Origin of the sequence: Curtobacterium sp. AB451 (assembly GCF_050585845.1) — a bacterium.
GTDB lineage: Bacteria > Actinomycetota > Actinomycetes > Actinomycetales > Microbacteriaceae > Curtobacterium.
The window spans coordinates 22124-43802 of sequence record NZ_JBOBQG010000008.1 but is presented as its reverse complement, the minus strand read 5'-3'; the positions used below and the strand labels follow the sequence as shown (position 1 = coordinate 43802).

The following is a 21679-nucleotide window of genomic DNA, read 5'->3' as shown; positions in this document are numbered from 1 at the left end:
CGCCATGACCACCGAAGTGACGAAGTCCATCACCACCGCCGCTGCGAAGGGTGACCGCGGGGCGTCCCGCAACGCAGACGGGTCCGTCCGCTCCGTCTGGTCGTCGGTCACGGCGCGCATCGTGCTCATCGCCATGAGCGTGCTGTTCCTCATCCCGATCTACTGGATGGTCATCTCGGCGCTCAAGGGCAACGCCGAGCTCGGCGCCTTCCCCGCGACGTGGTTCCCGCACTGGCTCGACTGGGGCAACTTCGCCCAAGCGGTGCAGGCGATGCCGTTCTTCACGTTCTTCCGGAACACGCTCGTCATCACGGTCCTCGTGACGATGTTCTCGGTCGTGTCGAACCTCGTCATCGCGTACGGGTTCGCGTGCATCGAGTGGCGCGGCCGCGACCGGCTGTTCTACGTCGTGCTCGCGACGCTGTTCATCCCCTTCCCGGTGACCCTCATCCCGATGTTCGACCTGTACGCGCGGCTCGGCTGGATCAACACCTTCCTGCCGCTCGTGGTGCCGGCGCTGTTCGGGTCCGCGTTCTACACCCTCCTGCTCCGACAGTTCCTGCTGCAGATCCCGAAGGACCTCCTCGACGCCGCCCGCATGGACGGGGCGTCCGAGTGGCGCATCCTCTGGACGATCGTGTTCCCGCAGGCGCGTGCGGCCCTCGTGACGGTCGGCATCTTCGCCGCGGTCGGCGCGTGGAACGACTTCCTCGGACCGCTCATCTACCTGCAGGACCAGAGTGTGCAGACGCTGTCGATCGGTCTGCAGGTGTTCCGCCTCAACAACTCGCAGGACTTCCAGTTCAACCAGCTGATGGCGGCCTCGGTGCTCATCATCCTGCCGCTCGTGATCCTGTTCTTCGTGTTCCAGCGGACGTTCCTCAAGGGCGTCCAGATCGGGAGCTTCAAATGACCTCCGCGTTCAGCCGCCGATCCTTCCTGCGGGGGGCGACCGCCACGGCCGGTGCCGGTGCCCTCGCACTGCTCGCCGCGGGGTGCGCGACCGGATCCCGGTCGTCGAACCCGAACCAGGTGTCGCTCTGGGGTGTCACGGGCACGTTCGTCCCGTTCCAGACGAAGGTGATCGACCAGTTCAAGCAGCTGCACCCCGAAGTGGATGTCCGGGTGGACGTCGTCCCGTCACAGGGCACCGGGGACGCGACGAGCATCATCACGGCGGTCCGCGGCGGGAGGGCTCCGGACCTCTGGCTGCTCGACCGGTTCAGTGCCGCGCAGTACGCGGCGATCGGACTCATCGAACCCATCGACGACCTCATCGCCGAGTACGAGGACCAGTCGAAGGAGGAGTTCCTGTCGCAGTGGCTCGGCTTCGCGGTCGGCGAGGTCTCCTACGAGGGCAAGACGTACGGCCTCCCGCACGACACCGATGCCCGCGGCATGTTCGTCAACCGCACGATGCTCAAGGACGCCGGGGTGGACCTCGACGAGTTCGACTGGGAGCAGAACGGCCCCGTGACGATGGACCGGATGTGGGAGGTCAGCCAGCAGGTCACGAAGAAGTCGGCGGGCGACTACACGCACATGGGGCTCTTGCCGTGGTACGGCGAGGGTTGGCCGTTCACCTGGGGCCTCGGACTCGGGGCGTCGTACTACGACCAACAGGACTCCCGGATGACGATGGACTCCGCGAGCGTCCGCGGCATCTACGACTTCTACGCCGAGTGGGCGAAGCGCTACGGGTACCGTGACGCCGACACCTTCATCGCGACCTACGAACCGACCGGCCACCCGCCGGGGCAGACCGCGTTCCTCGCGAACCGCATGGCCTTCATGGTCAGCGTGCCGTCGACCATCCAGACGTTCGACAACTACGGTCCGAAGGACCTCGACTGGACGACCGCGTACCTGCCCGTGCAGCAGGAGGGCGACCCGAAGTACACCTGGTCGGGCGGCTTCGCGCTCTGCCTGCCGAAGGGGTCGAAGAAGACCAAGGCGGTGTGGGAGCTCATGAAGTACTTCACGGGCAAGCGCGGCCAGGAGACCTACATGGTCCCCGCGACGAGCGTCCCGACGAACATCGCCGCGCTCGAGGACCCGAACGGCTCCGCGAAGTCGATCCGGTACTTCGTCGAGTCGATCACCGCGAGCACCTGTCGCCCGCCGCTGCCCGTCGGCGGCGCGTGGTGGGACTCCCTCGCCGACGCGCGCTCCAGCGTGCTCCTCGGCACCGCCACTCCGGAGCAGGCCGTCGAGCGGGCACAGAACCGCGTCGACCCGATGATGCAGACCTACGCACCGTTCGCGCTGCCGAAGGACTACGACAAGGTCCGCGTCTAGCGGACCACGACCCGACCAGCCGGCACACCCTGTGCCTCCAGGACGGACCCACCGACCACCGCGAACCGACAAGGACCCTCCCCATGCCCACCGCCCCGATCCGTGTCGCCGTCCTCGGCTTCTGGCACGTCCACGCCGGCGACTACGCCCAGCAGGCCGTCGACCACCTCGACACTGAACTCGTCGCCGTCTGGGACGACGACGAGCCCCGCGGCCGCGAGGGCGCTGAGCGTTTCGGCGTGCCGTACACCGACGACCTCGACGCGCTCCTCGCCCGGGACGACGTCGACGCCGTGACGATCACCACCTCGACCGACGTGCACCACGACGTCATCACCCGCGCGGCCCGTGCCGGAAAGCACGTCTTCACCGAGAAGCTGCTCGCACCGACCGTCGAGGAGAGCGAGGCGATCGTGCGCGCCTGCGACGACGCCGGCGTCGCTCTCGTCGTGTCGCTCCCCCGGCTGTACCACGGGTACACGCGGGCGATCACGGACGAGATCGCGAGCGGCCGCCTCGGCGAGCTCACCTCGGCCCGAGTGCGGCTGTCGCACGACGGCGCGATCGCCCCGTGGCTGCCCGAGCGGTTCTTCGACCCGGCGACGGCGATCGGCGGAGCCCTGACCGACCTCGGCTGCCACCCGGTGTACCTGACGCAGCTGTTCCTCGGCGCCGCACCGGAGACGGTGGAGGCCGTGTACCGCTCGGTCACCGGCCGCGCGGTCGAGGACCACGCGGTCGTCACGGTCGGCTACGCCTCGCAGGCGATCGGCGTCATCGAGGCCGGTTTCGTCGCCGCGACGCCGTTCACGATCGACCTGTGCGGCACCACCGGACGGGTGTCGTACACCGACGACGGCAACCGCCTCACCGCCGGTGGACCCGCGTACGGCGGCGAGACCGTCGAACTGCCGGTACCGGACGACGCCCCCGACGCCTTCGCACGATGGGTGGCGCACGCCCAGGACGGCACCCGGGCTGACGACAACCTCGCGCGCGCGATCGAACTCACCCGGCTCGTCGCCGCAGCCAACGCCGCGGCCGCGACACCCGTGCCCGCCTGACCCGCACGACACCACCAACCGGAGAACACGCATGACCACGACCCTGCCCACCCCGATCCGCGTCGGCCTCATCGGCGGCGGCGGCATCGCCACGTTCCACATCAACGGCTACCGCGAGCACGCCGAGACCATCACGATCGGCGCCGTCGCCGACGCCGTCCCCGCGACCGCCGAGGCCCGCGGCACCGAACTCGGCGTGCCGTCGTTCACCGACTACCGCGAGATGCTCGACCTGGCGGACATCGACGCCGTGGACATCTGCCTGCCGCACCACCTGCACCGCGACGCGATCGTCGCCGCTGCCCGGGCCGGCAAGCACGTCCTCTGCGAGAAGCCACTCTGCCTCACGCCCGAGGAGGCCGCCGACGTCGAAGCCGCCGTCCGCGAGGCCGGTGTCACACTCATGTGCGCCCACAACCAGCTCTTCATGCCCGCGGTCGCGAAGGCGAAGGAGCTCATCGACGGCGGCGCACTCGGCACCGTGTACGAGGTCCGCACGACCGACTCGTTCCGGAACGAGTTCGACCCGTCGAACATGGGTTGGCGCGCACATGCTTCGACGAGCGGCGGCGGCGAGCTCATCGACACCGGCTACCACCCGAGCTACCTGCTCATGCACCTCGCGGGCGGCGTCCCGGTGTCGGCGACCGCGATGCTCTCCACCCACCGTCTGGCCTTCATGGAGGGCGAGGACTCCGCGCAGTGCCTCTTCCGCTTCGACAACGGCGCGGTCGGACAGCTCGTCACGAGCTGGGCGTACGAACCGGCCGCCGGGACGGAGCGGTTCAGCGTCGTCGGCGAGGCCGGGTCGTTGACCAGCGACGGGACGACGCTCCGGTGGGACCTCCGCGACGGCACCAGCGAGACCGTGACGTTCGACGAGGTCGACACGTTCTCGGCCGAGATCGCCGCGTTCGGCGCGTGCCTCCGCGACGGCACACGTCCGATCCACACCGAGCGTGAGGGGCTCGCCGTGCTCGGCATGATCCTCGCCGCCTACGAGGGCGCTCGCTCCGGCACGATCGAGCCGGTGCGGACGGCCGACCGCCCGGTGTCGGTGTGATCGTCAGCGACGGCGTCTCCGCGCTCGTCCGGGCCGCGGCCGACGCCGTCCGGTCGAGCGTGGGAGAACGCGCCGGGGACGTGGTCGAGGACGCCCTCCACCGGACGCTCGAGCACACCATCACGATCGAGGACGACGGCACCGCGTTCGTCATCACCGGCGACATCCCGGCGATGTGGATGCGTGACTCGACGACGCAGATGCTCCCGTACCTGCGACTCGTCCAGGCGGCAGGCCCGTCGGCGACCGCGCCGCTCGCCACCGGTGCCCGAGAGCTCGCCGACGTCCTCGTCGCGGTGGCCCGTCGGCAGTTCGCCAGCATCGCGCACGACCCGTACGCCAACGCGTTCAACCGTGGTCCGACCGGAGCGCACTACGACGACCGCGACCTCTGCGACGACCCCAGCGTGTGGGAGCAGAAGTACGAGGTCGACAGCCTCGCCTACCCGGTGCAGTTCGCCGCGGCCGTCCACCGCGCCTCCGGCCGCACCGACCACCTCGGCCCCGAGGCCCACGCGGTCGCCCGGACGATCGTCGACCAGCTCCGACTCGAGACCGACCACGAGCGCTCGCCGTACCGGTTCGTCCGGGACGTGCCCGAGCCGACCGAGACGCTCGTCCGCGATGGCCGCGGCACCCCGTCGCGGTGACCGGCATGACATGGTGCGGCTTCCGCCCCTCGGACGATGCCTGCACGTACGGGTACAACGTGCCGGAGAACCTCCACGCCGCGTCGGCGCTGGGCGACCTGGCAACGCTCGCCGCTGACGTCTGGTCGGACGACGCACTGGCTGCGGACGCGACCGCGCTCCGCGAGGGCATCCTCCGCGGGGTGTCGGAGCACGGCGTCGTGCCGCACCCGCGTGACCCCGACGCCCGCATCTACGCATACGAGGTCGACGGCCTCGGCGGCGTGGTCCTGATGGACGACGCGAACACCCCGTCGCTGCTGTCCCTGCCGCTCGACGCGCCGGACGTCCTCGACCCGTCGGTCGCCGCCGCGACCCGGGCGTTCGCACTCGGGCCGGACAACCCCTACTGGTTCAGCGGTGCGGTCGCCGCGGGCATCGGGAGCCCGCACACGGAACCGCACCGGGTGTGGCCGATCGCGCTCGCGGTCGAGGGCCTCACCGGCACGCCGTCACGGAGCCTGGAGCTGCTCGACGTGCTGCTGGGGACGGACGCCGGCACGGGACGCATGCACGAGTCCTTCGACGTGGACGACCCGTCGGCGTTCTCGCGGCCGTGGTTCTCGTGGGCGGACGCGATGTTCTGTGAGCTCGCGTTCGCCGCGGTCGCGGACGCCGGCGCGTCGATCACGAGCGCCCCGTCCGTCGCCAAGGTGACCACCTGACGGACGGGAGGCGCGGGTCGGACCCGCCCCGCGCCTCCCGTCCGTGACGTCGTCGCGCCCGGGGACCGGCTCCCCCGGTCTACCGTCGCGCGCGACCCAGGGCGACGGTCGCGACCGCGGCCACCGCTCCGAGCACGAGGAGGGGGCGGGTGACGCGACGCCGCTTCGCGACCCAGCCGCCGTCCGTCGCGTTGCCGGCGTCCGCCGGGGTCCAGAGGTTGCCGTCGGTCGGCGCGCCGGTCCCGCGGAGCGCGAACAGCTCGACCATCGGCTTCGTGATCTTGTGGAACAGCCCGGGGAAGACGTACTGCAGCGGCACGAGCGAGGCCTGGACCCGCCCGACGTACCGGTAGCGCTTCGGGTGCGCCGCCGCCCGGACGACCGCGCGACCGGCGCGGTCCACCGAGACGGTCGGCGGCAGCGGGTGCGAGTTCTTCCCGGTGTAGTTGGCGCCGTTCTGGTAGATCGGGGTGTCGATCGTGGACGGGAGCAGCGTCGTGAACCGGATGCCGGTGTGCGCGAACTCGTCGCCGAGGACGTCGATCAGGCCGAGCGCGGCGTGCTTGCTCGTGACGTACGCCGACTGGTACGGCGCGGAGAGCAACGACTGGATCGAACCGACGAGCACGTACGTGCCGGAGCCGCGCTGCCGCCAGTGCGGGAGCAGGTGCGTGATCGCGTTGAGGTGGCCGTAGAGGTTCGTGTCGACGACGCGCTTGAACGCCGCCGTCGGGGTCTGCTCGAAGAGGCCGTAGACGAACAGCGCGGCGTTGCCGACGAACACGTCGATGCGGCCGAACCGCGACGTGACCGTGGCGACGAGGTCGGCGACCTGGTGCTCGTCGGCGACGTCGGTCGGGATCGCGACCGCCTCGGCGCCGAGCGCGCGGCACTCCGCGGCCGCAGCCTCGAGCGAGTCGTGGCTCCGGGCGGCGAGGACGAGCGTGGCACCCTGCCGGGCGAAGGCGTGTGCCGCCGACCTCCCGATCCCGCTCGATGCACCGGTGATGACGACGATCTTCCCGCGGAACCGTTGTGACATGGGGTCAGTGCTACGCGGTGGCGGCTCCGTCCCCGTCCAGGGCCGGGTAGCCGTGCGGCGCGACCACGTGCGCTGACCCGGGGCAGCTGTCACGATGGGCGCATGCGCAAGGACGACCTCACCGTCGACGAGGCGACCGTCATCGCCCAGCACGCCCGCGACGGCGTGCTGGAGCTGGACGACCCCGAGGTGCGGAAGGTCGTCGAGCAGGCGAACCGCGTCCTCGTCCGGGCGCAGATGTGGGGCGACGAACCGAGTCCCCGACTCCGGCGGCGGCGGAAGGTCATCGCGATCGGGGCGCTCGTGATGGTGATCGTCTGGGTCGCCGGACTGCTCGTGCCGCTCGCCGTCCGGATCGGGTGACCGCGGCGCGCCGGAGTGTCGAGACTTGCTCCGCTCAGCTGCACCCGGTTGACTCGACACGATGACCAGCACGGCGGGCCCCACCGCGACCCCCAGGACCTGGACCGTCTCCGCGCGTGAGGACACCGGTCCGATCGTGCTCGTCGGACTCCGCTCGTCGTGGGCACCCCTCGCGAAGCAGACCGTCGTCGCCGCGCTCGTCGTCGTCGCCGCGGTCCTGAGCGTGACCACCCCGTGGCTGACGGTCACCGACGCGCCACGGATGTGGACCGGCGTCGCGCTCGCCGTGGGCGGCCTGCTGCTCGCGGGCGTCATGGCGCGCTGGCCCGGCGTGGCACGGGCGGAACTCGTCGTGCCCGCGATCGACTTCGTGGCGATCGGTCTGCTCCGGTACGGCACGGGCGACTCGCGGTCGGTCTTCCTCGCCGTCGTGGTCCTGCCGGTGATCTGGATGGCGGCGCGCCCAGGGCGTCGACACGTGCTCTACCCGCTCCTCGGGACCTGCGCCACGCTGCTGCTGCCGTTCCTGCTGGAGATGACCGAGCCGCGCGCGAGCGAACTCGTCCGACTGGCCTTCGCGGTCATCGTCTACGGGGCGACCGCGGCCGTCACCAACGAGCTGTCCCGGCAGGCGGACCGCCGGCTCAGCACCGCACAGCGTCGGCGACGCGTGGCGGAGGGCGAGATCGACCGGGCCGCGCTCGTGCAACAGTCGCTCCTGCCCGCGTCCACCGACGGGCTGCCGCCGGAGCTCCGTGCGATCGGGGTGTGCATCCCGGCGAAGACCGTCGGCGGCGACTTCTACGACTGGTTCCCGACCCCCGACGGCGCCGCGTTCACGCTCGGTGACGTCATGGGCAAGGGCGTCGGCGCCGGCATGATCGCCGCCGCCGTCCGCTCCCTCGTCCGCAGCACCGTCGACGAGACGGACGCGGCCACCGCGATCCGCCGTGCCGCTGCCGGACTCGCCACCGGCACGTCGGACGTCGAGAGCGCGCAGTTCACGACCTGCTTCCACGTGCGGATCGACCGCGACGGACACGCACGCTGGGTGGACGCCGGGCACGGGCTGACCCTGCTCCGCCGTGCCGACGGGTCCGTCCGGTCACTCCGCTCCGGACACCTGCCGATCGGGGTCGGGACGTCGTGGTCGAGCGAGACGACCGACCTCGCCCCCGGTGACCTCATCGTGAGCGTGAGCGACGGCGTGCTCGACCTCTTCGGTGGCGACCTCGACGCGCTCGACCGCTTCGAGGCGTGGGTCGCGGAGCGGTCGCACCCACAGCAGCTCGTCGACGGGATCGCCGAGCTCGCGCACCGCGGTGAGCACCCGGACGACGTCACGGTGCTCTGCGTCGCCTACCGTCCCTGACACCTCCGACTCGGCGCGGACCGGACGGATCGACCGCGAGGGGTGGCGGCGCCCGCGCAGATGGGGCATGATCCGACGACCGCACACCCACCGCGCCCAGGGAGCACGACATGGACGACACGGTCGACCGTCGCCGGTTCATGACCTCCGGCGTCGCCGTCACGGCCGCCGCGGTGCTCGGCGCGAGCATCCTCGGACGGTCGGCCCCCGCCGCAGCGGCCGCCGGGACGCTGCTCGCCGCAGACGAGTTCGACGGCCCGGCCGGCAGTGCCCCGAACAGCGCCGTCTGGCGGTTCGACCTCGGCGCCGGCGGTTGGGGCAACGGCGAGCTCCAGACGTACACGGACTCGCGGCGCAACGCGGCCCTCGACGGAGCGGGCAACCTCGTGATCACGGCCCGGCGCGAGGCGGACGGCTCGTACACCTCGGCACGGCTCAAGACCGAGGGCACCACGACGGCGCAGTACGGCCGGATCGAGGCACGCATCCGGATCCCCCGCGGACAGGGGATCTGGCCGGCGTTCTGGATGCTCGGCGCCGACATCGGGTCGGTCGGTTGGCCGGCCTGCGGTGAGATCGACGTGATGGAGAACGTCGGGTACGAACCGGCGGTGGTGCACGGCACGGTGCACGGACCGGGGTACTCCGGCGCGCAGGGCGTGTCGGCCGCCTACCGGAACCCGACGGGAGCCGCGTTCGCCGACGGCTTCCACGTGTTCGGTGTCGACTGGCGCCCCGACGCCGTCACCTGGACGGTCGACGGCGCCGCCTACCGGACGGTGACCCGACAGGACGTCGGGGCGAACCCGTGGGTGTTCGACAAGCCGTTCTTCGTCGTGCTGAACGTCGCCGTCGGTGGGTCGTGGCCCGGCTCGCCCGATGCGTCGACCCGCTTCCCGCAGCAGATGACCGTCGACTGGGTGCGGGTTTCCAGCAACGCCTGAGCGCCGTCCGAGGCCGATGGGACCGGGCCACCGCTGGGCGCGTCGCGCGTCAGGGTCGGCCGCGCCCGTTCCGCGCGATGAGCCACAGGTACGTGCTGTGCCCGATCAGCGCGAGGCCGAAGAACACCGCGGCGACGGCGTAGACACGGTCGAGCTTGCCCTGGCCGATCACGAGCATCACGATGCAGAACACGACGGCCACCGCGAGCACGCCGACCTGCACCGTCGACCAGATCCGTCGGAAGCGCGGCATGCCCGTCTCGTTCACGACTCCATGGTGCCAGACGCGGTCAGTGCTGCCGGAGCGCCTCGATGAGCTCGGCCTTCCGCTTCGACGAGTACCCGGTGAGTCCGAGCTCCTTGGCCCGGCGCTCCAGGTCCGCCACGGTCCAGTCGTCGTAGGAGCCGGACTCCCCGCCCTTCTTCGCGACCGCGTGCTCGCCCCGCGCCGCTGCGGCGTTGCTGATCCGCGCCGCCTTCTCCTTCGAGGCGCCCTCCTTGCGGAGCTCCTCGTACATGTCCGGCTTCTTGAGTTGGTTCGGCATGGCGCACACCGTACGCCCGGGCGTCTCAGTGCTTCTCGGGGTCGTTGCCCCAGTTCATGAGCGAGTACCGCCACGGGGTGTCGTGCACGTCGCCCTCGGGCCGCTGCTCGGCGTGCCGGGCGACGTACCCGACGACCTTCCGCATGTGCGCGTAGTCGTCCTTCGTGTAGTCCGCCTGGTGCTTCTCGAGGATCCGGATGATGTGCCGACCGCTGGCGTGCCCGGTCGACTCGCCGCCACCCGGCGGCTTCTGCCCGACGTGCTTCGACTCGTCCGTGTCGAGCCACTTCCGGAGCTCGGACGCCGTCATGTTCACGGCATCGGCGAAGTCCGCGCGGGTCTGCTGGTCGTCATCACTCATCCGACCACCGAACACCGCACTCCTGGAAACGGTTCCAGAGGCCGTCCGGTTCGCTGGGTGGGAACCGATGAGAGGAACCGCACCATGCCCACCGACCAGTACGAGCCCGCCGACCCGCGCACCCGCTACCCCGACGTCCGACCGGAGCCGCAGACGCAAGCCGAGCCGGGCCTCCAGAGCCGCATGGACCCGGTGCCGGACCTCGGCGAGTCGACCTACCGCGGGACCGGCCGGCTCGCCGGCCGGAAGGCGCTCATCACCGGCGCGGACTCGGGGATCGGCGGCGCGGTCGCCATCGCCTTCGCCCGTGAGGGCGCGGACGTCGCACTCGCCTACCTGCCCGAGGAGCAGTCGGACGCGGACCACGTCATCGAGCAGATCCGTGCCGCCGGCCGGACCGCCGTGCCGGTGCCGGGCGACCTGCGCGACCGGGACTACGCCTCAACGCTCGTCGAGCAGGCCGTCGCCGGACTCGGTGGGCTCGACGCCCTCGTCAGCGTCGCCGGCAAGCAGCGGTGGCAGCCGGTCGTGGAGGACCTGACCGACGAGCAGTTCGAGGCGACGTTCGACGTCAACGTCTTCGGGCTGTTCCGCGTCGTCCGCGCGGCGCTCCCCCACCTGCACCCCGGATCGACGATCACCACGACCGCGTCGATGGAGGCCTACAAGCCCGCTCCCGACCGGCTCGACTACGCCGCATCGAAGGGGGCGATCAACAACCTGTCGAAGGGGCTGTCCCAGGCACTCGTCGAGCGCGGCATCCGCGTCAACATCGTGGCACCCGGGCCGACTTGGACGGTCCTGCAGCCGAGCGGTGGCGTGGACCCGGAGTCGCTGCCCGACTTCGGCTCGAGCGAGTCGCCGATGGGCCGCGCCGCACAGCCGGCGGAGCTCGCACCCGCCTACGTCTTCCTCGCCTCGCACGAGTCGAGCTACGTCGCGGGCGAGACCCTCAACGTCAACGGCGGCATGGTCACCCCGTGACGAGACCATCCGGAACCCGCCGGGACCGACACGACCGGGAATGGAACACGTGTCCCCGGCGTACCACCCAGCACCGAACGCGAAGGAGCACCCCATGAGCCACGACCTCCACGAGAGCACGGCCGTCGACGTCCAGCGGACCTGCCTGCCGGCCACGACGCTGTCCGCGCTGCACGACGAGCGCACGCCGTCCTTCGGGCGCTGGCTGGGCCAGATCAACCACCAGGACTGAGCGTCACACCCCCGGAGCGACCGGCGGCCGAGCGGATCCCGACGACGGGGCCTGCTCGGCCGCGCTCGTCCGGGGCGCCCCGTCGGACAGCCCGCCCCCGGCCGCGGTCGCGTCGGCCACCCCGTCGGCCGGTACCCCGGCCGACGGGGACGCTTCCGTCGCGGACGCCGCCACCGCGACCGCGAGGGCGACGGCCGCCGTGGCGTCGCGGGACGGTCGCGCCGAGGACGGTCCGAGCTCACGGATCCGCCGAGCCGGCACCCCCGCGTACACCCCGCGCGCGGTGAGGCGACCCCGCACCACCGCGCCGGCCGCGACGACCACGTCGTCCTCGATGACGGTGCCCGGCAGGACGACGGCCCGCCCGCCGATCCAGACCCGCTCGCCGATGTCGACCGGCCGTCCCGTGGCCTCGTCGCTCCACGTACCGTCCTCGCCGATCTCGTGGTGGCTCGTCATCACGAGCACCTGCATCCCGATCGCGGAGTGCGCGCCGATCCGGACCGGGGCGACCGCCTCGATCGTGACGTTCCGGTTGAAGTAGACGCCGCGGCCGACCGTGAGGTTCCGCGGATCGCCCGTGAGCGCGCACAGCGGCCCCGGGCTCGACCCGAGGTGCGCACCACCGAGGATCCCGATGACCCGCCGCAGGGCCCGGGGCAGGAACGGCGACCCGAGCAGCAGCGTGAAGAGCGTGTACTCGCGTGCGTGGATGACGTCGTCCCGCAGTCGTGAGCCGAACGTGGACGGAGCCTCGCTGTGTGCGGCCATGCCGCCTCCAGGTCTCGCGGGTGGACGTGTGCGTCCTCGCACACAGCCGGAACGCTAGGTCGCGCCCGGCACGACGGACAACGCGGCAGCCGCGGCGTTGCGCGATTCTTGCGGTGTCCGACCGCCGGTTCCCGCACTGCTACCGTGCTCGCATGTCCTGGGGCCGACGCTACTTCGCGGTCCAGTCGATCGCGGGAGCCGCCTGGTGGATCGCGGTGCCGACCGTCGACGGGGTGCGCACCGCGACGCTCGGCTCGCTCGACCCGGCCCTCGTCGCCGTCGTCGACGTGCCGCTCTTCGTCGTCGCGTCCGCCCTCGCGGCCCTCGGTGTCCGTGCGGCAGCCCTCGTCGCCACCGTCTGGACGGCGCTCGTCGCGGTCGCGCTCGCCGCCTGGGCGACCTGGACGACCGAGGCCGGCGTCGGCGTGCTCGTCATGCTCGGCGCGACGGTGGGGTCGGCGCTCGCGCTGGCGCTCGTCACGCTCAGCCGGATCCCCACCGAGTGGTCGACGACCGGTCCGCTCCGGTTCCGCACCGCCGACCCCCGGGCCGGGCGGCGTCGACACGTCCTCGGCACCGTCCTGCAGATCACCGTGTTCTGGGGCCTGTTCCTCGGGGTGCTGCCACTCGTCATCGCCGCAGCGGAGCACCGGTGGCTACTCCACCCGGCGCTCCCCGGCGGGGTCGTGATCGCCGCGGTCGTCACCGGAGCGGTCGTCCTCGTCGCCGCGAGCGCGCTCGGCATCGCGTCCGCCGCGGCCATGTCCACGCAGGGCGCCGGGACCCCGCTGCCGTCCGCGATGCCGAACCGGCTCGTGATCGCCGGCCCCTACCGTTCCGTGCGGAACCCCATGGCGCTCGCCGGCATCGCCCAGGGCGTCGCCGTCGGCCTCCTGCTCACCTCGTGGATGGTCGTCGCGTACGCGCTCGCCGGCGCCGTCGTCTGGAACTGGGTCGTCCGGCCGCTCGAGGAGGCCGACCTCGAGCACCGGTTCGGTGACGACTTCCGTCGCTACGCCGCGCGCGTTCGGTGCTGGGTGCCGCGCCGCCCGGTCCCGGCGAGTGCCCCCGCGGACGCGATCAGCCCGCCGCGCCGCTGATGTTCACGAGCCAGGTGACCCCGAAGCGGTCGGTCACCATGCCGAACGTGTCGCCCCACGGGGCCTTCGTGAGGGGGCTCGATGTCGGTCCGCGCACCGTCGGCGAGACCGTTCCAGTAGCGGGTCAGGGCTTCCTCGTCGTCGCCGCTGAGGGACACCGAGATGTTGCTGACGTCCGGGCCCTCCATGCCGGTCGGAGTGTCGGAGGCCATGAGCAGCAGGCCATTCTCGCCCTCGAGCTGCCCGTGCATGACCTTGTCGGCGTCGGCGGGGTCCTGCGCCATGCCGGCCTCGCCGAACGTCGAGACGGTGAGTTCGCCGCCGAAGACCCCGTGGTAGTAGTCGAGCGCGTCGCGGGCCTGGTCGCGGAGGCCGATGTACGGGTTGAGCCGGACGGACATGGTGGACTCCTCGCAGGTGGTGCACGGGCGCCGTCGTCCGTGTCGCGTCGATCGTCCCAGACCGGCCGTCCGCACGGAACCCCACGGGCGGGTCGTGCAGGATGGTCGGGTGGACGGAGCCGACGCGTACGACGAGCACCTCTCCGCCGAGATGCCGTGGACCGAGGTCGTCACCACGCTCGAGGCCCTCGGTTGGACGCCGTGCGGCACCGGGGACTAGGCGTACGCGTTCCGATCCCCCTCGGGCCGACTCGCGGCGCGGATCAGCCCGTTCGACCCCGCCGGGCCGTACTCGGCGATGCTGTACCGAGCCGCGGCGCACACCCGCCAGGTCCCGGTGCTGGTCGACCACCGCGTGCTCGAGGGCGGCTCCGACCTCACCGTGATGGAGTACCTGCGGCCGGTGTCCGTGGCCGAGGGCGCCGCGTTCCACCGATCGATCGCCGGGCGGGAACCCGCCGTCGCCGCGCTCGCCGCGCACATCGACACCGTCCACGCCCGTGGCGCTCGGGAGCAGCCGTGGTGGGGTCCGCTCGACGACAACCCGGCGAACGTGCTGCGCGGAGCGGACGGTCGCCTCGTCGTCGCGGACCTGTTCTTCGCCGACGGACCGGCGCTGTACGCGACGGTCCGGGACGACCCGGACCGGATCGTACGGGACTACCCGGAGCACCTCCGGCGACACATGACGGAGCTGCCGCTGGGGAGTTCCGGCGGGTGGCCCGACGGCGACGCCGAGCGCATGCGGCACGGGCTCGCAGCGGCCGACCGTCGCCTGCGGGGCTGACACAGCACCCAGCCGCACCCGCCTAGCATCGTGAGGATGCCCGACCCCCGCCCCGACGAGTTCATCCGCGTCCGCGGCGCCCGCGAGCACAACCTGCGGGACGTGGACGTCGACATCCCCCGCGACCGCATCGTCGCCTTCACCGGCGTCTCCGGCTCCGGCAAGTCGAGCCTCGCGTTCGGCACCGTGTTCGCCGAGGCACAGCGCCGCTTCCTCGAGTCCGTCGCCCCGTACGCCCGACGCCTCATCGCGCAGGGCTCCACCCCGCACGTCGAGTCGATCACGGGGCTGCCCCCGGCCGTGGCCCTGCAGCAGCGCCGCGGTGCCCCCAGCGCCCGCTCCACCGTCGGCACGCTCACCACGCTGTCGAACTCGGTGCGCATGCTGTTCTCCCGCGCCGGCACGTACCCGGCGGGTGCCGACCGGCTCGAGTCGGACTCGTTCTCACCGAACACCGCCGCCGGAGCCTGTCCCCGCTGCCACGGCCTCGGCACCGCGCACGAGGTCACCGAGGCGTCCGCCGTGCACGACGACTCGCTCAGCATCCGCGACGGCGCGATCACCGCGTGGCCGGGCGCCTGGCAGGGCAAGAACCTCCGCGACGTGACGGCCGTGCTCGGCTACGACATCGACCGGCCGTGGCGGGAACTCCCCCGCGCCGACCGCGACTGGCTGCTCTTCACCGAGGAGCAGCCGGTGGTCGAGGTGCACCCGAAGCGGGACCGGGTCGCCAAGCCCTACCGCGGCCGGTTCTGGAGCGCGCGGCAGTTCGTGCTGCACACCCTCGCCGACTCGCAGAGCGAGACCCAGCGCACGAAGGCCCTGCAGTACGTCGAGTCCGGGCCCTGCGGCCTGTGCGGCGGCACCGGCCTCACCCGGGCCGCGCTCGCCGTCACGATCGGCGGGCACAGCATCGCCGAGCTGGGCGCGCTGCCGATCACCGCGCTCGCCGACGTGCTGCGTCCGATCGCGGCGATCACGGACCCGTCGGCGGCGACGTCGCGGGCGACGTCGGGCGAGCACTCCGAGGTGGCCGTCGCCATCGCCGGGGACCTCGTCAGGCGTCTCGACGTCCTCGTCGGTCTCGGCCTCGGGTACCTCGCGCTCGCCCGGTCGACGCCGACGCTGTCCCCGGGCGAGACGCAGCGGCTCCGGATCGCAACGCAGCTCCGTTCCGGGCTGTTCGGTGTCGTGTACGTGCTCGACGAACCGAGCGCCGGGCTGCACCCCGCCGACGCCGAGTCCCTCGTGCAGGTGCTCGACGACCTGCGGGCCGGGGGCAACAGCGTCTTCGTGGTCGAGCACGACATGAGCATCGTCCGTCGCGCCGACTGGATCGTCGACGTCGGGCCGGGCGCGGGCTCCGGCGGCGGCACCGTCCTGTACAGCGGCCCCGTGGACGGTCTCCAGCACGTCGACGAGTCGGTGACCAGGCGGTTCCTCCACCCGGCCGGCCCACCTGCGGTCCGCACACCGCGGGAATCGATTGCCACGCTGGCCCTCCGGGACGTGACGCTGCACAACCTGCACGGTCTCGACGTCGACGTCCCGCTCGGGGTCCTCACCGCGGTCACGGGGGTGAGCGGTTCCGGGAAGTCCTCGCTGGTCGGCGGCGTGCTCGCCACGCACGGCGCGGACCACCCGCTCGTGACCCGGGTCGTCCAGGTCGACCAGAAGCCGATCGGCCGCACACCCCGCTCCAACCTCGCCACCTACACGGGCCTGTTCGACGCCGTCCGCCAGGCCTTCGCCGCCACCGATGCCGCACGTGAGCGCGGCTGGGGCGCCGGACGGTTCTCGTTCAACGTCGCCGGTGGTCGCTGCGAGGTGTGCCAGGGCGAGGGCTCCGTCTCGGTCGAGCTGCTCTTCCTGCCCGGCAGCTGGGCGCCGTGCCCGGAGTGCCACGGCGCCCGGTACAACGCCGAGACGCTCGAGGTCCGCTGGGACGGCGCGAGCATCGCCGACGTCCTCGGGATGACGGTCGACGACGCGGCCGACTTCCTCGCGGCGATCCCCGCGGCGTCACGCGGACTCGAGACCCTCCGGCAGGTCGGTCTCGGCTACCTCCGCATCGGGCAGCCCGCGCCGGAGCTCTCCGGCGGCGAGGCGCAGCGCATCAAGCTCGCCACCGAGCTGCAGCGTGCCCGGTCCGGCCACACGCTCTACCTGCTCGACGAACCCACGACCGGGCTGCACCCGGCCGACGTCGAACTGCTGTCCGAGCAGCTGTCCCGGCTCACCGACGCCGGCAACACCGTGGTCGTCGTCGAGCACAGCATGGACGTCGTCGCGGCGGCCGACCACGTCATCGACATGGGTCCCGACGGTGGGGACGCGGGCGGCCTGGTGGTCGCCGCGGGGACGCCGGCGACCGTCGCGGCGTCCGCCGCGAGCCGGACCGCTCCCTACCTGCGGGCGCAGCTGGGGCTCTGAACCGGGCCTGCTCACGGACGGGAGGCGCGGTGCGGGCCTGCACCGAGCCTCCCGTCCGACCCGGTGCGGGTCTCGCACCCCGCACCGGCCACTGAGTGGCCATCAGCTTTTCATCCCTCAGGAGGATGCACCGGCGGCCGGACCGGAGCATGCTGAGCGGTGTGTGGGGAGTCCGGTCGTCCGCGACCGCGGTCGTGGGGGCCGCGGTCGCGACGCGCCGGACCGTCTGATCCGACCCGGTCGGGGCCGATCCGTCCTCAGCGACGCAGCCCGCGCAGCCCGCTGCGGAGCTCGTCGACGAGGAGCTCGGGCTGCTCGAGTGCCGCGAAGTGCCCACCACGCGGCGCCTCGCCGTAGTGGACGAGGTCCGGGTAGGCGGCCTCGATCCACGTGCGCGGCAGGAGCGGGATGTCCCGCGGGAACACGGTCACGGCGACGGGGAGGTGCAGCACCGGTGCCGCCATCGTGACGCTGCGGTTCTCCCAGTAGATCCGGGCGGACGACGCGCCGGAGTTCGTGAACCAGTACAGCGAGATCGTGTCGAGGATGTCGTCGACGTCGATGGCCTGCTCGGCGAGGCCCTGGTTGTCCGTCTTCGACTGGAACTTCTCGTAGATCCACGCTGCTTGCCCCACCGGTGAGTCCGCGAGGGCGAACCCCGGCGTCTGCGGCTTCGTGCCCTGCAGGTGGTTCGACCCGCCGAGCGGTCCCGCATAGCGCGCGAGGGTGTCGACCGCGTGCTGCTCCTCGGGCGTCCGCTCGTCCGGGATCGTCTCGGGGACGGCGTACGGGGTGTTCAGGTGGATGCCCGCCAGCCCCTCCGGGCGCGCCGCCGCGAGTGCGGTCGTCACCACGGATCCCCAGTCCCCGCCGTGTGCCACCCACCGGGTGTACCCGAGTCGCCGCATCAGCTCGGCCCACGCCGTGGCCGTGCGATCGGCGTCCCACCCCGTGGTCGTCGGCTTGCCGGAGAACCCGAACCCGGGCAGCGACGGCACGACCACGTCGAAGGCGTCCGCAGGGTCACCACCGTGTGCGGCCGGGTCGGTCAGCGGACCGATGACGTCGACGAAGTCCAGGACCGACCCCGGCCAGCCGTGGCTGAGGAGGAGCGGCATCGCTCCGGGTTCGGCGGACCGGACGTGCAGGAAGTGGATGTCGATTCCGTCGATCTCGGTACGGAACTGCGGGGTGCGGTTCAGCCGTTCCTGGAACCGCACGGGGTCGTGGTCGTGCAGCCAGTGGTGCACGAGGGCCCGCAGGTTCTCCGACCGGACGCCCTGCGACCAGTCCGGCACGGTCTCCGGGTCGGGCCACCGGGTCCTGGCGAGACGGGCGCGGAGGTCGTCGACATCCGCCTGCGGGACGTCGACGCGGAACGGGCGGACGGCGGTGGATGCGGTCATGGTCTGCGGTCCTCACGATGGGTGTGCGGCAGATCGTTGCACACGGTTGTGCAACGAACAACGGAACCGTAACCCATTGCACAGCAGTGTGCAATGATCGGTGCATGGCTTCCGGATCCGCACGCGACCTCGCGATGGACGAGACACGGAACCGGATCCTCGACGTCGCCCGCGAACTCCTCGGCCGGCGACCGGATGCCGGCATGGGCGAGATCGCACAGGCCGCCGGAGTGGTCCGCCGCACCGTATACGGGCACTTCCCGGCCCGCACCGACCTCGTCCGCACGTTGGCCGAGCGAGCGGGAGCGGAGATCGGTGCCATCCTCGAGCGCGCCGACGTCGACGGATCGCCCGCCGACGCCGCGTGGGCGCAGTTCGTCACCGACCTCTGGCCGCTCGCTCACCGGTACCGGGTGCTGTTGGCGCTCCGCCGCGGGCAGCAGGGCGACGAGATCCACGCCCTGCTCGGGGCGGTGGACCGGCGTCTCGCCGTGCTCGTCCAGCGGGGTCAGGACGACGCGGTCTTCGGGCGGCACCTCCCGGCGATCTCCCTCGGGCAGATCGCCTCCGCGACCGTCTTCGCCATCGCCGACGACAGCCGCTCGACGGCACCGGACGCGCCGGATGCCGGCGACGGAGCGGACGACGGCGATGCAGCGGGTGCCGCCGATGCAGCGGGTGCCGCAGATGCACTCGATCTGCGGGCCGCGCTCACCACCAGCCTCCTCGTCCTCGGCGTCCCGGCAGCACGGGCGCAGGAACTCGCTCCCGCGTCGGACTGACGGGGTCGATCGGGACCACCGTCGCCGCGCAGCACCGCCGCCAGCGACTCCGCCGCGCCCACGCCCCCACGCCCGCGCCAGCGCGCGTTCCCACGTGCACGTCCGGGCCCCGGGCCCTGGGCCCGTTCCCGGCCGGGTCCCGGCCTGGTCAGGACACCGACAGCCCCACCGCGGCGCGCACTGCACGCAGCCCCTCCGGCGTACCCGGCCAGTGCCGATCCAACGCCACCGCACCGGCCCGCCGCGTGACGAACCGGAGCACGAGCGCGACGACGATCGCGTCGTCGAGGTACCCGATGACCGGCAGGAAGTCCGGCACGAGGTCGATCGGCAGCAGCAGGTACCCGAGGAGCGCGACGAGGGCGATGCGCACAGCCCTCGGCACCGTCGGGTCGGCGACGAGCCGCCGGACCAGTCGCACGACGTCGGGGACGAGCCGGAGCGGCTCGACCAGCCGGAGGCCGTCGCCCGATCGACGCGCGGCGACCACCAGGGCGATCACCACGACGCCCCACACGATCACGAACCCGCCCACGATCGCGACGACGACCGACCACCACTCCATGCCCCGAGCATGGCGGACACGGTGTCGCGGGAGCTGAGCGCACGGACAGGTCGCGCTGCGAAGCCGGTGTCGAGCCGGAACGGTGCCGCCCACCCCGGTACTGTTCCCGTTCGTGAGTGTTCGTCGTCGCGCGTCCCGTGTCGTTTCGATCGGGGTCGTCGCAGCCCTCGCCGCGTCGTTGACCGGCTGCGGGGAGGGGTCCGGGGTCGACAGCGACTACGCGAAGATCTGCCGCGACAACTCAACGCAGAAACGTCTGCCGGACGACGACTGCAACAACCACGGCGGGCACGCCGGCTGGTACTACCTCCCGCTCAGCGGCAGCCGCACGACGAAGGTCCCGGCCGTCGGCGACGCCGTGTCCGGCGGCACCGCCAGCCTTCCGTCGGGCAAGACCGCGAAGTCGGGCATCTCGTCCCGCGGCAGCTCGGTGACGAAGGGCGGCTTCGGCGGGTCCGGCGAGCACGGCGGGTTCGGCGGCTGATGGAGCGCGTCGAGTTCACCGAGCGCCCGGACTGGCAGCGACGGATCCAGCAGACCGGCCTCATCTACTCGCGGTCGGTGCGCGAGGACGGCACCGCGGTCGACTACTGGAACGACGGCGCGGCGTACGTGTTCACGCTGCCCGAGGTCGAGGCGCTCGAACGGCAGACCGAGGAGTTGCACCGCATGTGCCTCGAGGCCGCCCGCTACCTCGCCTCCGGCGAACTCGGCACCCTCGGGCTCACCCGCGAGGGGTTCGACCTCGCCGCGTGGTCGCTCGAGCAGGACGAACCGGACGTGTACGCCCGCTTCGACCTGGCGTACGCGGGCGACGGCTCCCCCGCCAAGATGCTCGAGTACAACGGCGACACCTCCACCGGGCTCATCGAGGCCTCGGTCACGCAGTGGCACTGGCTGCAGGACCGCATCGCCGACGGAACGCTCCCCGCGGACATCGACCAGTGGAACGGCATCCACGAGGCGATGGTCGCGCGCTGGCGCACCCTGCTCCACGCATCGCTCCGCGCCGAGGAGGGCGGTCGGCTCTTCGTCGCCCACTCCGACCTCGACACCGCGGGCGAGGACTGGAACACCGTCGCGTACATGCGCGACCTCGCCGGGGGAGGCCGGATGGGAGCACACCGGCATCGAGATGAAGGACATCGGGTGGCACGCGGTCGCCCGGCAGTTCGTGGGCAACGCCGAGCCCGCCGGCTCGTCCCGGAGCGTCTTCACGCTGCCCGGCGACGAGGACGGCACGCAGTACCCGGTCATCCGGAACCTGTTCAAGCTGTACCCGTGGGAGGACCTCGTCTCCGGGGACGACCGCGCCGAGGGCGATCAGGAGTTCGGCGCGTTCCTCGTCAGCGACCGCGGCCGCCTCGGCCGGTGGTACGAGCCCGCGTGGAAGATGTTCCTGTCGAACAAGCTGCTGCTGGTCGCGCTCTGGCGGCTGTTCCCGGGCCACGAGAACCTGCTGCCGGCGTTCGCCGACGGGCCGAACGGCATGACGGACTTCGTCGTGAAGCCGGTGTTCGGGCGCGAGGGCGACGGGATCGCCGTGCACCGCCAGGACGGCTCGGTGACGACGAACGGCTCGGAGTACCGCCGTGCCGGCACCGGCGGCGAACGGGTCTGGCAGCAGTACCACGAGCTGCCGGACTTCCCCGGGTCGCGCGGCCACAACCACCCGGTGCTCGGCTCGTGGGTGGTGGACGGCGAGTCGTTCGGCGTCGGCATCCGCGAGTCGGACGGCCCCATCACCGACTACTGGTGCCGCTTCGCGCCGAACGTGATCACCGCGTCCTGAGCCACGGGGCCGCACGTCCT

General features: G+C 72.1%; 23 protein-coding genes and 2 pseudogenes. 17 read left to right on the top strand and 8 right to left on the bottom strand.

Annotation, left to right across the window (positions count from 1 at the left end; translation table 11 throughout):
- The first annotated feature begins 4 nt into the window (after positions 1 to 4).
- The 5 genes and pseudogenes from ACQXVK_RS15805 (at position 5) to ACQXVK_RS15785 (ending at position 5779) form a co-directional block, all read left to right on the top strand.
- On the top strand, positions 5 to 913 hold the full coding sequence (locus tag ACQXVK_RS15805) for a carbohydrate ABC transporter permease (RefSeq protein WP_430854203.1): 909 nt from the start codon (positions 5 to 7) through the stop codon (positions 911 to 913).
- Complete coding sequence (locus ACQXVK_RS15800; RefSeq protein WP_430854202.1) at positions 910 to 2298, top strand: extracellular solute-binding protein; 1389 nt, start codon at positions 910 to 912, stop codon at positions 2296 to 2298. Before ACQXVK_RS15805 ends, ACQXVK_RS15800 begins: the two co-directional genes overlap by 4 nt.
- Before the next feature lie 83 nt (positions 2299 to 2381).
- Positions 2382 to 3362: a Gfo/Idh/MocA family protein gene (locus ACQXVK_RS15795; RefSeq protein ID WP_430854201.1), complete on the top strand. Its 981-nt coding sequence runs from the start codon at positions 2382 to 2384 to the stop codon at positions 3360 to 3362.
- 31 nt (positions 3363 to 3393) lie between these two features.
- Positions 3394 to 4425, top strand: coding sequence for a Gfo/Idh/MocA family protein (locus ACQXVK_RS15790; protein ID WP_430854200.1), 1032 nt, complete (start codon positions 3394 to 3396; stop codon positions 4423 to 4425).
- A pseudogene (locus ACQXVK_RS15785) lies at positions 4422 to 5779 on the top strand (glycoside hydrolase family 125 protein). Before ACQXVK_RS15790 ends, ACQXVK_RS15785 begins: the two are co-directional and overlap by 4 nt.
- Before the next feature lie 79 nt (positions 5780 to 5858).
- Here the strand turns inward: ACQXVK_RS15785 and ACQXVK_RS15780 are convergent.
- Positions 5859 to 6821: an SDR family NAD(P)-dependent oxidoreductase gene (locus tag ACQXVK_RS15780; RefSeq protein ID WP_430854199.1), complete on the bottom strand. Its 963-nt coding sequence runs from the start codon at positions 6819 to 6821 to the stop codon at positions 5859 to 5861.
- Positions 6822 to 6923: 102 nt separating this feature from the next.
- Between ACQXVK_RS15780 and ACQXVK_RS15775 the strand changes: the two genes are divergently transcribed.
- From ACQXVK_RS15775 to ACQXVK_RS15765, 3 genes are all read left to right on the top strand, one after another.
- Positions 6924 to 7184, top strand: coding sequence for a hypothetical protein (locus ACQXVK_RS15775; RefSeq protein WP_430854198.1), 261 nt, complete (start codon positions 6924 to 6926; stop codon positions 7182 to 7184).
- A 61-nt stretch (positions 7185 to 7245) separates the two neighbouring features.
- On the top strand, positions 7246 to 8556 hold the full coding sequence (locus ACQXVK_RS15770; RefSeq protein ID WP_430854197.1) for a PP2C family protein-serine/threonine phosphatase: 1311 nt from the start codon (positions 7246 to 7248) through the stop codon (positions 8554 to 8556).
- Between the two features lie 110 nt (positions 8557 to 8666).
- Positions 8667 to 9500, top strand: coding sequence for a glycoside hydrolase family 16 protein (locus tag ACQXVK_RS15765; protein WP_430854196.1), 834 nt, complete (start codon positions 8667 to 8669; stop codon positions 9498 to 9500).
- A gap of 49 nt (positions 9501 to 9549) precedes the next feature.
- Here ACQXVK_RS15765 and ACQXVK_RS15760 read toward each other — a convergent pair whose 3' ends face one another.
- The 3 genes from ACQXVK_RS15760 to ACQXVK_RS15750 are packed head-to-tail and all read right to left on the bottom strand — an operon-like array spanning position 9550 to position 10406.
- Entirely contained in the window at positions 9550 to 9768 is a 219-nt protein-coding gene (locus tag ACQXVK_RS15760; RefSeq protein WP_022906489.1) for a hypothetical protein, read from the bottom strand.
- A 22-nt stretch (positions 9769 to 9790) separates the two neighbouring features.
- Positions 9791 to 10045 (bottom strand): DUF7218 family protein, encoded by a 255-nt coding sequence (locus ACQXVK_RS15755; RefSeq protein WP_430854195.1) that lies wholly within the window; start codon positions 10043 to 10045, stop codon positions 9791 to 9793.
- Between the two features lie 25 nt (positions 10046 to 10070).
- A complete protein-coding gene (locus tag ACQXVK_RS15750; RefSeq protein ID WP_031261847.1) occupies positions 10071 to 10406 on the bottom strand; it encodes a DUF3140 domain-containing protein in 336 nt (111 codons plus the stop codon).
- Positions 10407 to 10490: 84 nt separating this feature from the next.
- Here ACQXVK_RS15750 and ACQXVK_RS15745 point away from each other — a divergent pair, with 84 nt between their 5' ends.
- Positions 10491 to 11390, top strand: coding sequence for an SDR family oxidoreductase (locus ACQXVK_RS15745; protein WP_430854194.1), 900 nt, complete (start codon positions 10491 to 10493; stop codon positions 11388 to 11390).
- 94 nt (positions 11391 to 11484) lie between these two features.
- On the top strand, positions 11485 to 11622 hold the full coding sequence (locus ACQXVK_RS15740) for a hypothetical protein (protein ID WP_187290475.1): 138 nt from the start codon (positions 11485 to 11487) through the stop codon (positions 11620 to 11622).
- 3 nt (positions 11623 to 11625) lie between these two features.
- Here ACQXVK_RS15740 and ACQXVK_RS15735 read toward each other — a convergent pair whose 3' ends face one another.
- On the bottom strand, positions 11626 to 12393 hold the full coding sequence (locus ACQXVK_RS15735; protein ID WP_430854193.1) for an acyltransferase: 768 nt from the start codon (positions 12391 to 12393) through the stop codon (positions 11626 to 11628).
- Positions 12394 to 12545: 152 nt separating this feature from the next.
- Here ACQXVK_RS15735 and ACQXVK_RS15730 point away from each other — a divergent pair, with 152 nt between their 5' ends.
- Positions 12546 to 13493: a methyltransferase family protein gene (locus ACQXVK_RS15730; protein ID WP_430854192.1), complete on the top strand. Its 948-nt coding sequence runs from the start codon at positions 12546 to 12548 to the stop codon at positions 13491 to 13493.
- Here the strand turns inward: ACQXVK_RS15730 and ACQXVK_RS15725 are convergent.
- The gene (locus ACQXVK_RS15725; protein ID WP_430854191.1) at positions 13406 to 13894 is read right to left on the bottom strand and encodes a VOC family protein; all 489 of its coding nucleotides are present in this window, start codon (positions 13892 to 13894) and stop codon (positions 13406 to 13408) included. The genes ACQXVK_RS15730 and ACQXVK_RS15725 overlap by 88 nt on opposite strands.
- A 298-nt stretch (positions 13895 to 14192) precedes the next feature.
- Between ACQXVK_RS15725 and ACQXVK_RS15720 the strand changes: the two genes are divergently transcribed.
- Positions 14193 to 14681: a hypothetical protein gene (locus tag ACQXVK_RS15720; protein WP_430854190.1), complete on the top strand. Its 489-nt coding sequence runs from the start codon at positions 14193 to 14195 to the stop codon at positions 14679 to 14681.
- Positions 14682 to 14717: 36 nt separating this feature from the next.
- Positions 14718 to 17114 (top strand): ATP-binding cassette domain-containing protein, encoded by a 2397-nt coding sequence (locus tag ACQXVK_RS15715; protein WP_430854189.1) that lies wholly within the window; start codon positions 14718 to 14720, stop codon positions 17112 to 17114.
- Positions 17115 to 17371: 257 nt separating this feature from the next.
- Here the strand turns inward: ACQXVK_RS15715 and ACQXVK_RS15710 are convergent, their stop codons facing one another.
- Positions 17372 to 18520 carry an epoxide hydrolase family protein gene (locus tag ACQXVK_RS15710; protein WP_430854188.1) on the bottom strand — a complete coding sequence of 383 codons (1149 nt, stop codon included), beginning with the start codon at positions 18518 to 18520 and terminating at the stop codon, positions 17372 to 17374.
- A gap of 104 nt (positions 18521 to 18624) precedes the next feature.
- On the opposite strand from ACQXVK_RS15710, the gene ACQXVK_RS15705 reads away from it, so the two are divergent.
- Positions 18625 to 19302 carry a TetR/AcrR family transcriptional regulator gene (locus ACQXVK_RS15705; RefSeq protein WP_430854187.1) on the top strand — a complete coding sequence of 226 codons (678 nt, stop codon included), beginning with the start codon at positions 18625 to 18627 and terminating at the stop codon, positions 19300 to 19302.
- A gap of 148 nt (positions 19303 to 19450) precedes the next feature.
- Here the strand turns inward: ACQXVK_RS15705 and ACQXVK_RS15700 are convergent, their stop codons facing one another.
- Positions 19451 to 19867, bottom strand: coding sequence for a YkvA family protein (locus ACQXVK_RS15700; protein WP_430854186.1), 417 nt, complete (start codon positions 19865 to 19867; stop codon positions 19451 to 19453).
- 112 nt (positions 19868 to 19979) lie between these two features.
- On the opposite strand from ACQXVK_RS15700, the gene ACQXVK_RS15695 reads away from it, so the two are divergent.
- The 3 genes and pseudogenes from ACQXVK_RS15695 to ACQXVK_RS15685 all read left to right on the top strand — a co-directional run bounded on the left by ACQXVK_RS15695 (position 19980) and on the right by ACQXVK_RS15685 (position 21659).
- Positions 19980 to 20351 (top strand): tRNA-dihydrouridine synthase, encoded by a 372-nt coding sequence (locus ACQXVK_RS15695; protein ID WP_430854185.1) that lies wholly within the window; start codon positions 19980 to 19982, stop codon positions 20349 to 20351.
- Positions 20351 to 20911: pseudogene (locus ACQXVK_RS15690) on the top strand (glutathionylspermidine synthase family protein); the annotation flags it as partial. The gene ACQXVK_RS15695 and the pseudogene ACQXVK_RS15690, both read left to right, overlap by 1 nt.
- Before the next feature lie 91 nt (positions 20912 to 21002).
- The gene (locus ACQXVK_RS15685; protein ID WP_430854240.1) at positions 21003 to 21659 is read left to right on the top strand and encodes a glutathionylspermidine synthase family protein; all 657 of its coding nucleotides are present in this window, start codon (positions 21003 to 21005) and stop codon (positions 21657 to 21659) included.
- The last annotated feature ends 20 nt before the right edge of the window (positions 21660 to 21679 follow it).

Bases quoted from the DNA above. Each gene is read 5' to 3' on its own strand.
- ACQXVK_RS15700 (WP_430854186.1), bottom strand. From the start codon at position 19,867: ATGGAGTGGTGGTCGGTCGTCGTCGCGATCGTGGGCGGGTTCGTGATC.
- ACQXVK_RS15780 (WP_430854199.1), bottom strand. From the start codon at position 6,821: ATGTCACAACGGTTCCGCGGGAAGATCGTCGTCATCACCGGTGCATCG.
- ACQXVK_RS15740 (WP_187290475.1), top strand. From the start codon at position 11,485: ATGAGCCACGACCTCCACGAGAGCACGGCCGTCGACGTCCAGCGGACC.
- ACQXVK_RS15735 (WP_430854193.1), bottom strand. From the start codon at position 12,393: ATGGCCGCACACAGCGAGGCTCCGTCCACGTTCGGCTCACGACTGCGG.
- ACQXVK_RS15725 (WP_430854191.1), bottom strand. From the start codon at position 13,894: ATGTCCGTCCGGCTCAACCCGTACATCGGCCTCCGCGACCAGGCCCGC.
- ACQXVK_RS15730 (WP_430854192.1), top strand. From the start codon at position 12,546: ATGTCCTGGGGCCGACGCTACTTCGCGGTCCAGTCGATCGCGGGAGCC.
- ACQXVK_RS15685 (WP_430854240.1), top strand. From the start codon at position 21,003: ATGAAGGACATCGGGTGGCACGCGGTCGCCCGGCAGTTCGTGGGCAAC.
- ACQXVK_RS15750 (WP_031261847.1), bottom strand. From the start codon at position 10,406: ATGAGTGATGACGACCAGCAGACCCGCGCGGACTTCGCCGATGCCGTG.
- ACQXVK_RS15765 (WP_430854196.1), top strand. From the start codon at position 8,667: ATGGACGACACGGTCGACCGTCGCCGGTTCATGACCTCCGGCGTCGCC.
- ACQXVK_RS15790 (WP_430854200.1), top strand. From the start codon at position 3,394: ATGACCACGACCCTGCCCACCCCGATCCGCGTCGGCCTCATCGGCGGC.
- ACQXVK_RS15720 (WP_430854190.1), top strand. From the start codon at position 14,193: ATGCTGTACCGAGCCGCGGCGCACACCCGCCAGGTCCCGGTGCTGGTC.
- ACQXVK_RS15715 (WP_430854189.1), top strand. From the start codon at position 14,718: ATGCCCGACCCCCGCCCCGACGAGTTCATCCGCGTCCGCGGCGCCCGC.
- ACQXVK_RS15775 (WP_430854198.1), top strand. From the start codon at position 6,924: ATGCGCAAGGACGACCTCACCGTCGACGAGGCGACCGTCATCGCCCAG.
- ACQXVK_RS15795 (WP_430854201.1), top strand. From the start codon at position 2,382: ATGCCCACCGCCCCGATCCGTGTCGCCGTCCTCGGCTTCTGGCACGTC.
- ACQXVK_RS15770 (WP_430854197.1), top strand. From the start codon at position 7,246: ATGACCAGCACGGCGGGCCCCACCGCGACCCCCAGGACCTGGACCGTC.
- ACQXVK_RS15800 (WP_430854202.1), top strand. From the start codon at position 910: ATGACCTCCGCGTTCAGCCGCCGATCCTTCCTGCGGGGGGCGACCGCC.
- ACQXVK_RS15755 (WP_430854195.1), bottom strand. From the start codon at position 10,045: ATGCCGAACCAACTCAAGAAGCCGGACATGTACGAGGAGCTCCGCAAG.
- ACQXVK_RS15805 (WP_430854203.1), top strand. From the start codon at position 5: ATGACCACCGAAGTGACGAAGTCCATCACCACCGCCGCTGCGAAGGGT.
- ACQXVK_RS15705 (WP_430854187.1), top strand. From the start codon at position 18,625: ATGGCTTCCGGATCCGCACGCGACCTCGCGATGGACGAGACACGGAAC.
- ACQXVK_RS15745 (WP_430854194.1), top strand. From the start codon at position 10,491: ATGCCCACCGACCAGTACGAGCCCGCCGACCCGCGCACCCGCTACCCC.
- ACQXVK_RS15710 (WP_430854188.1), bottom strand. From the start codon at position 18,520: ATGACCGCATCCACCGCCGTCCGCCCGTTCCGCGTCGACGTCCCGCAG.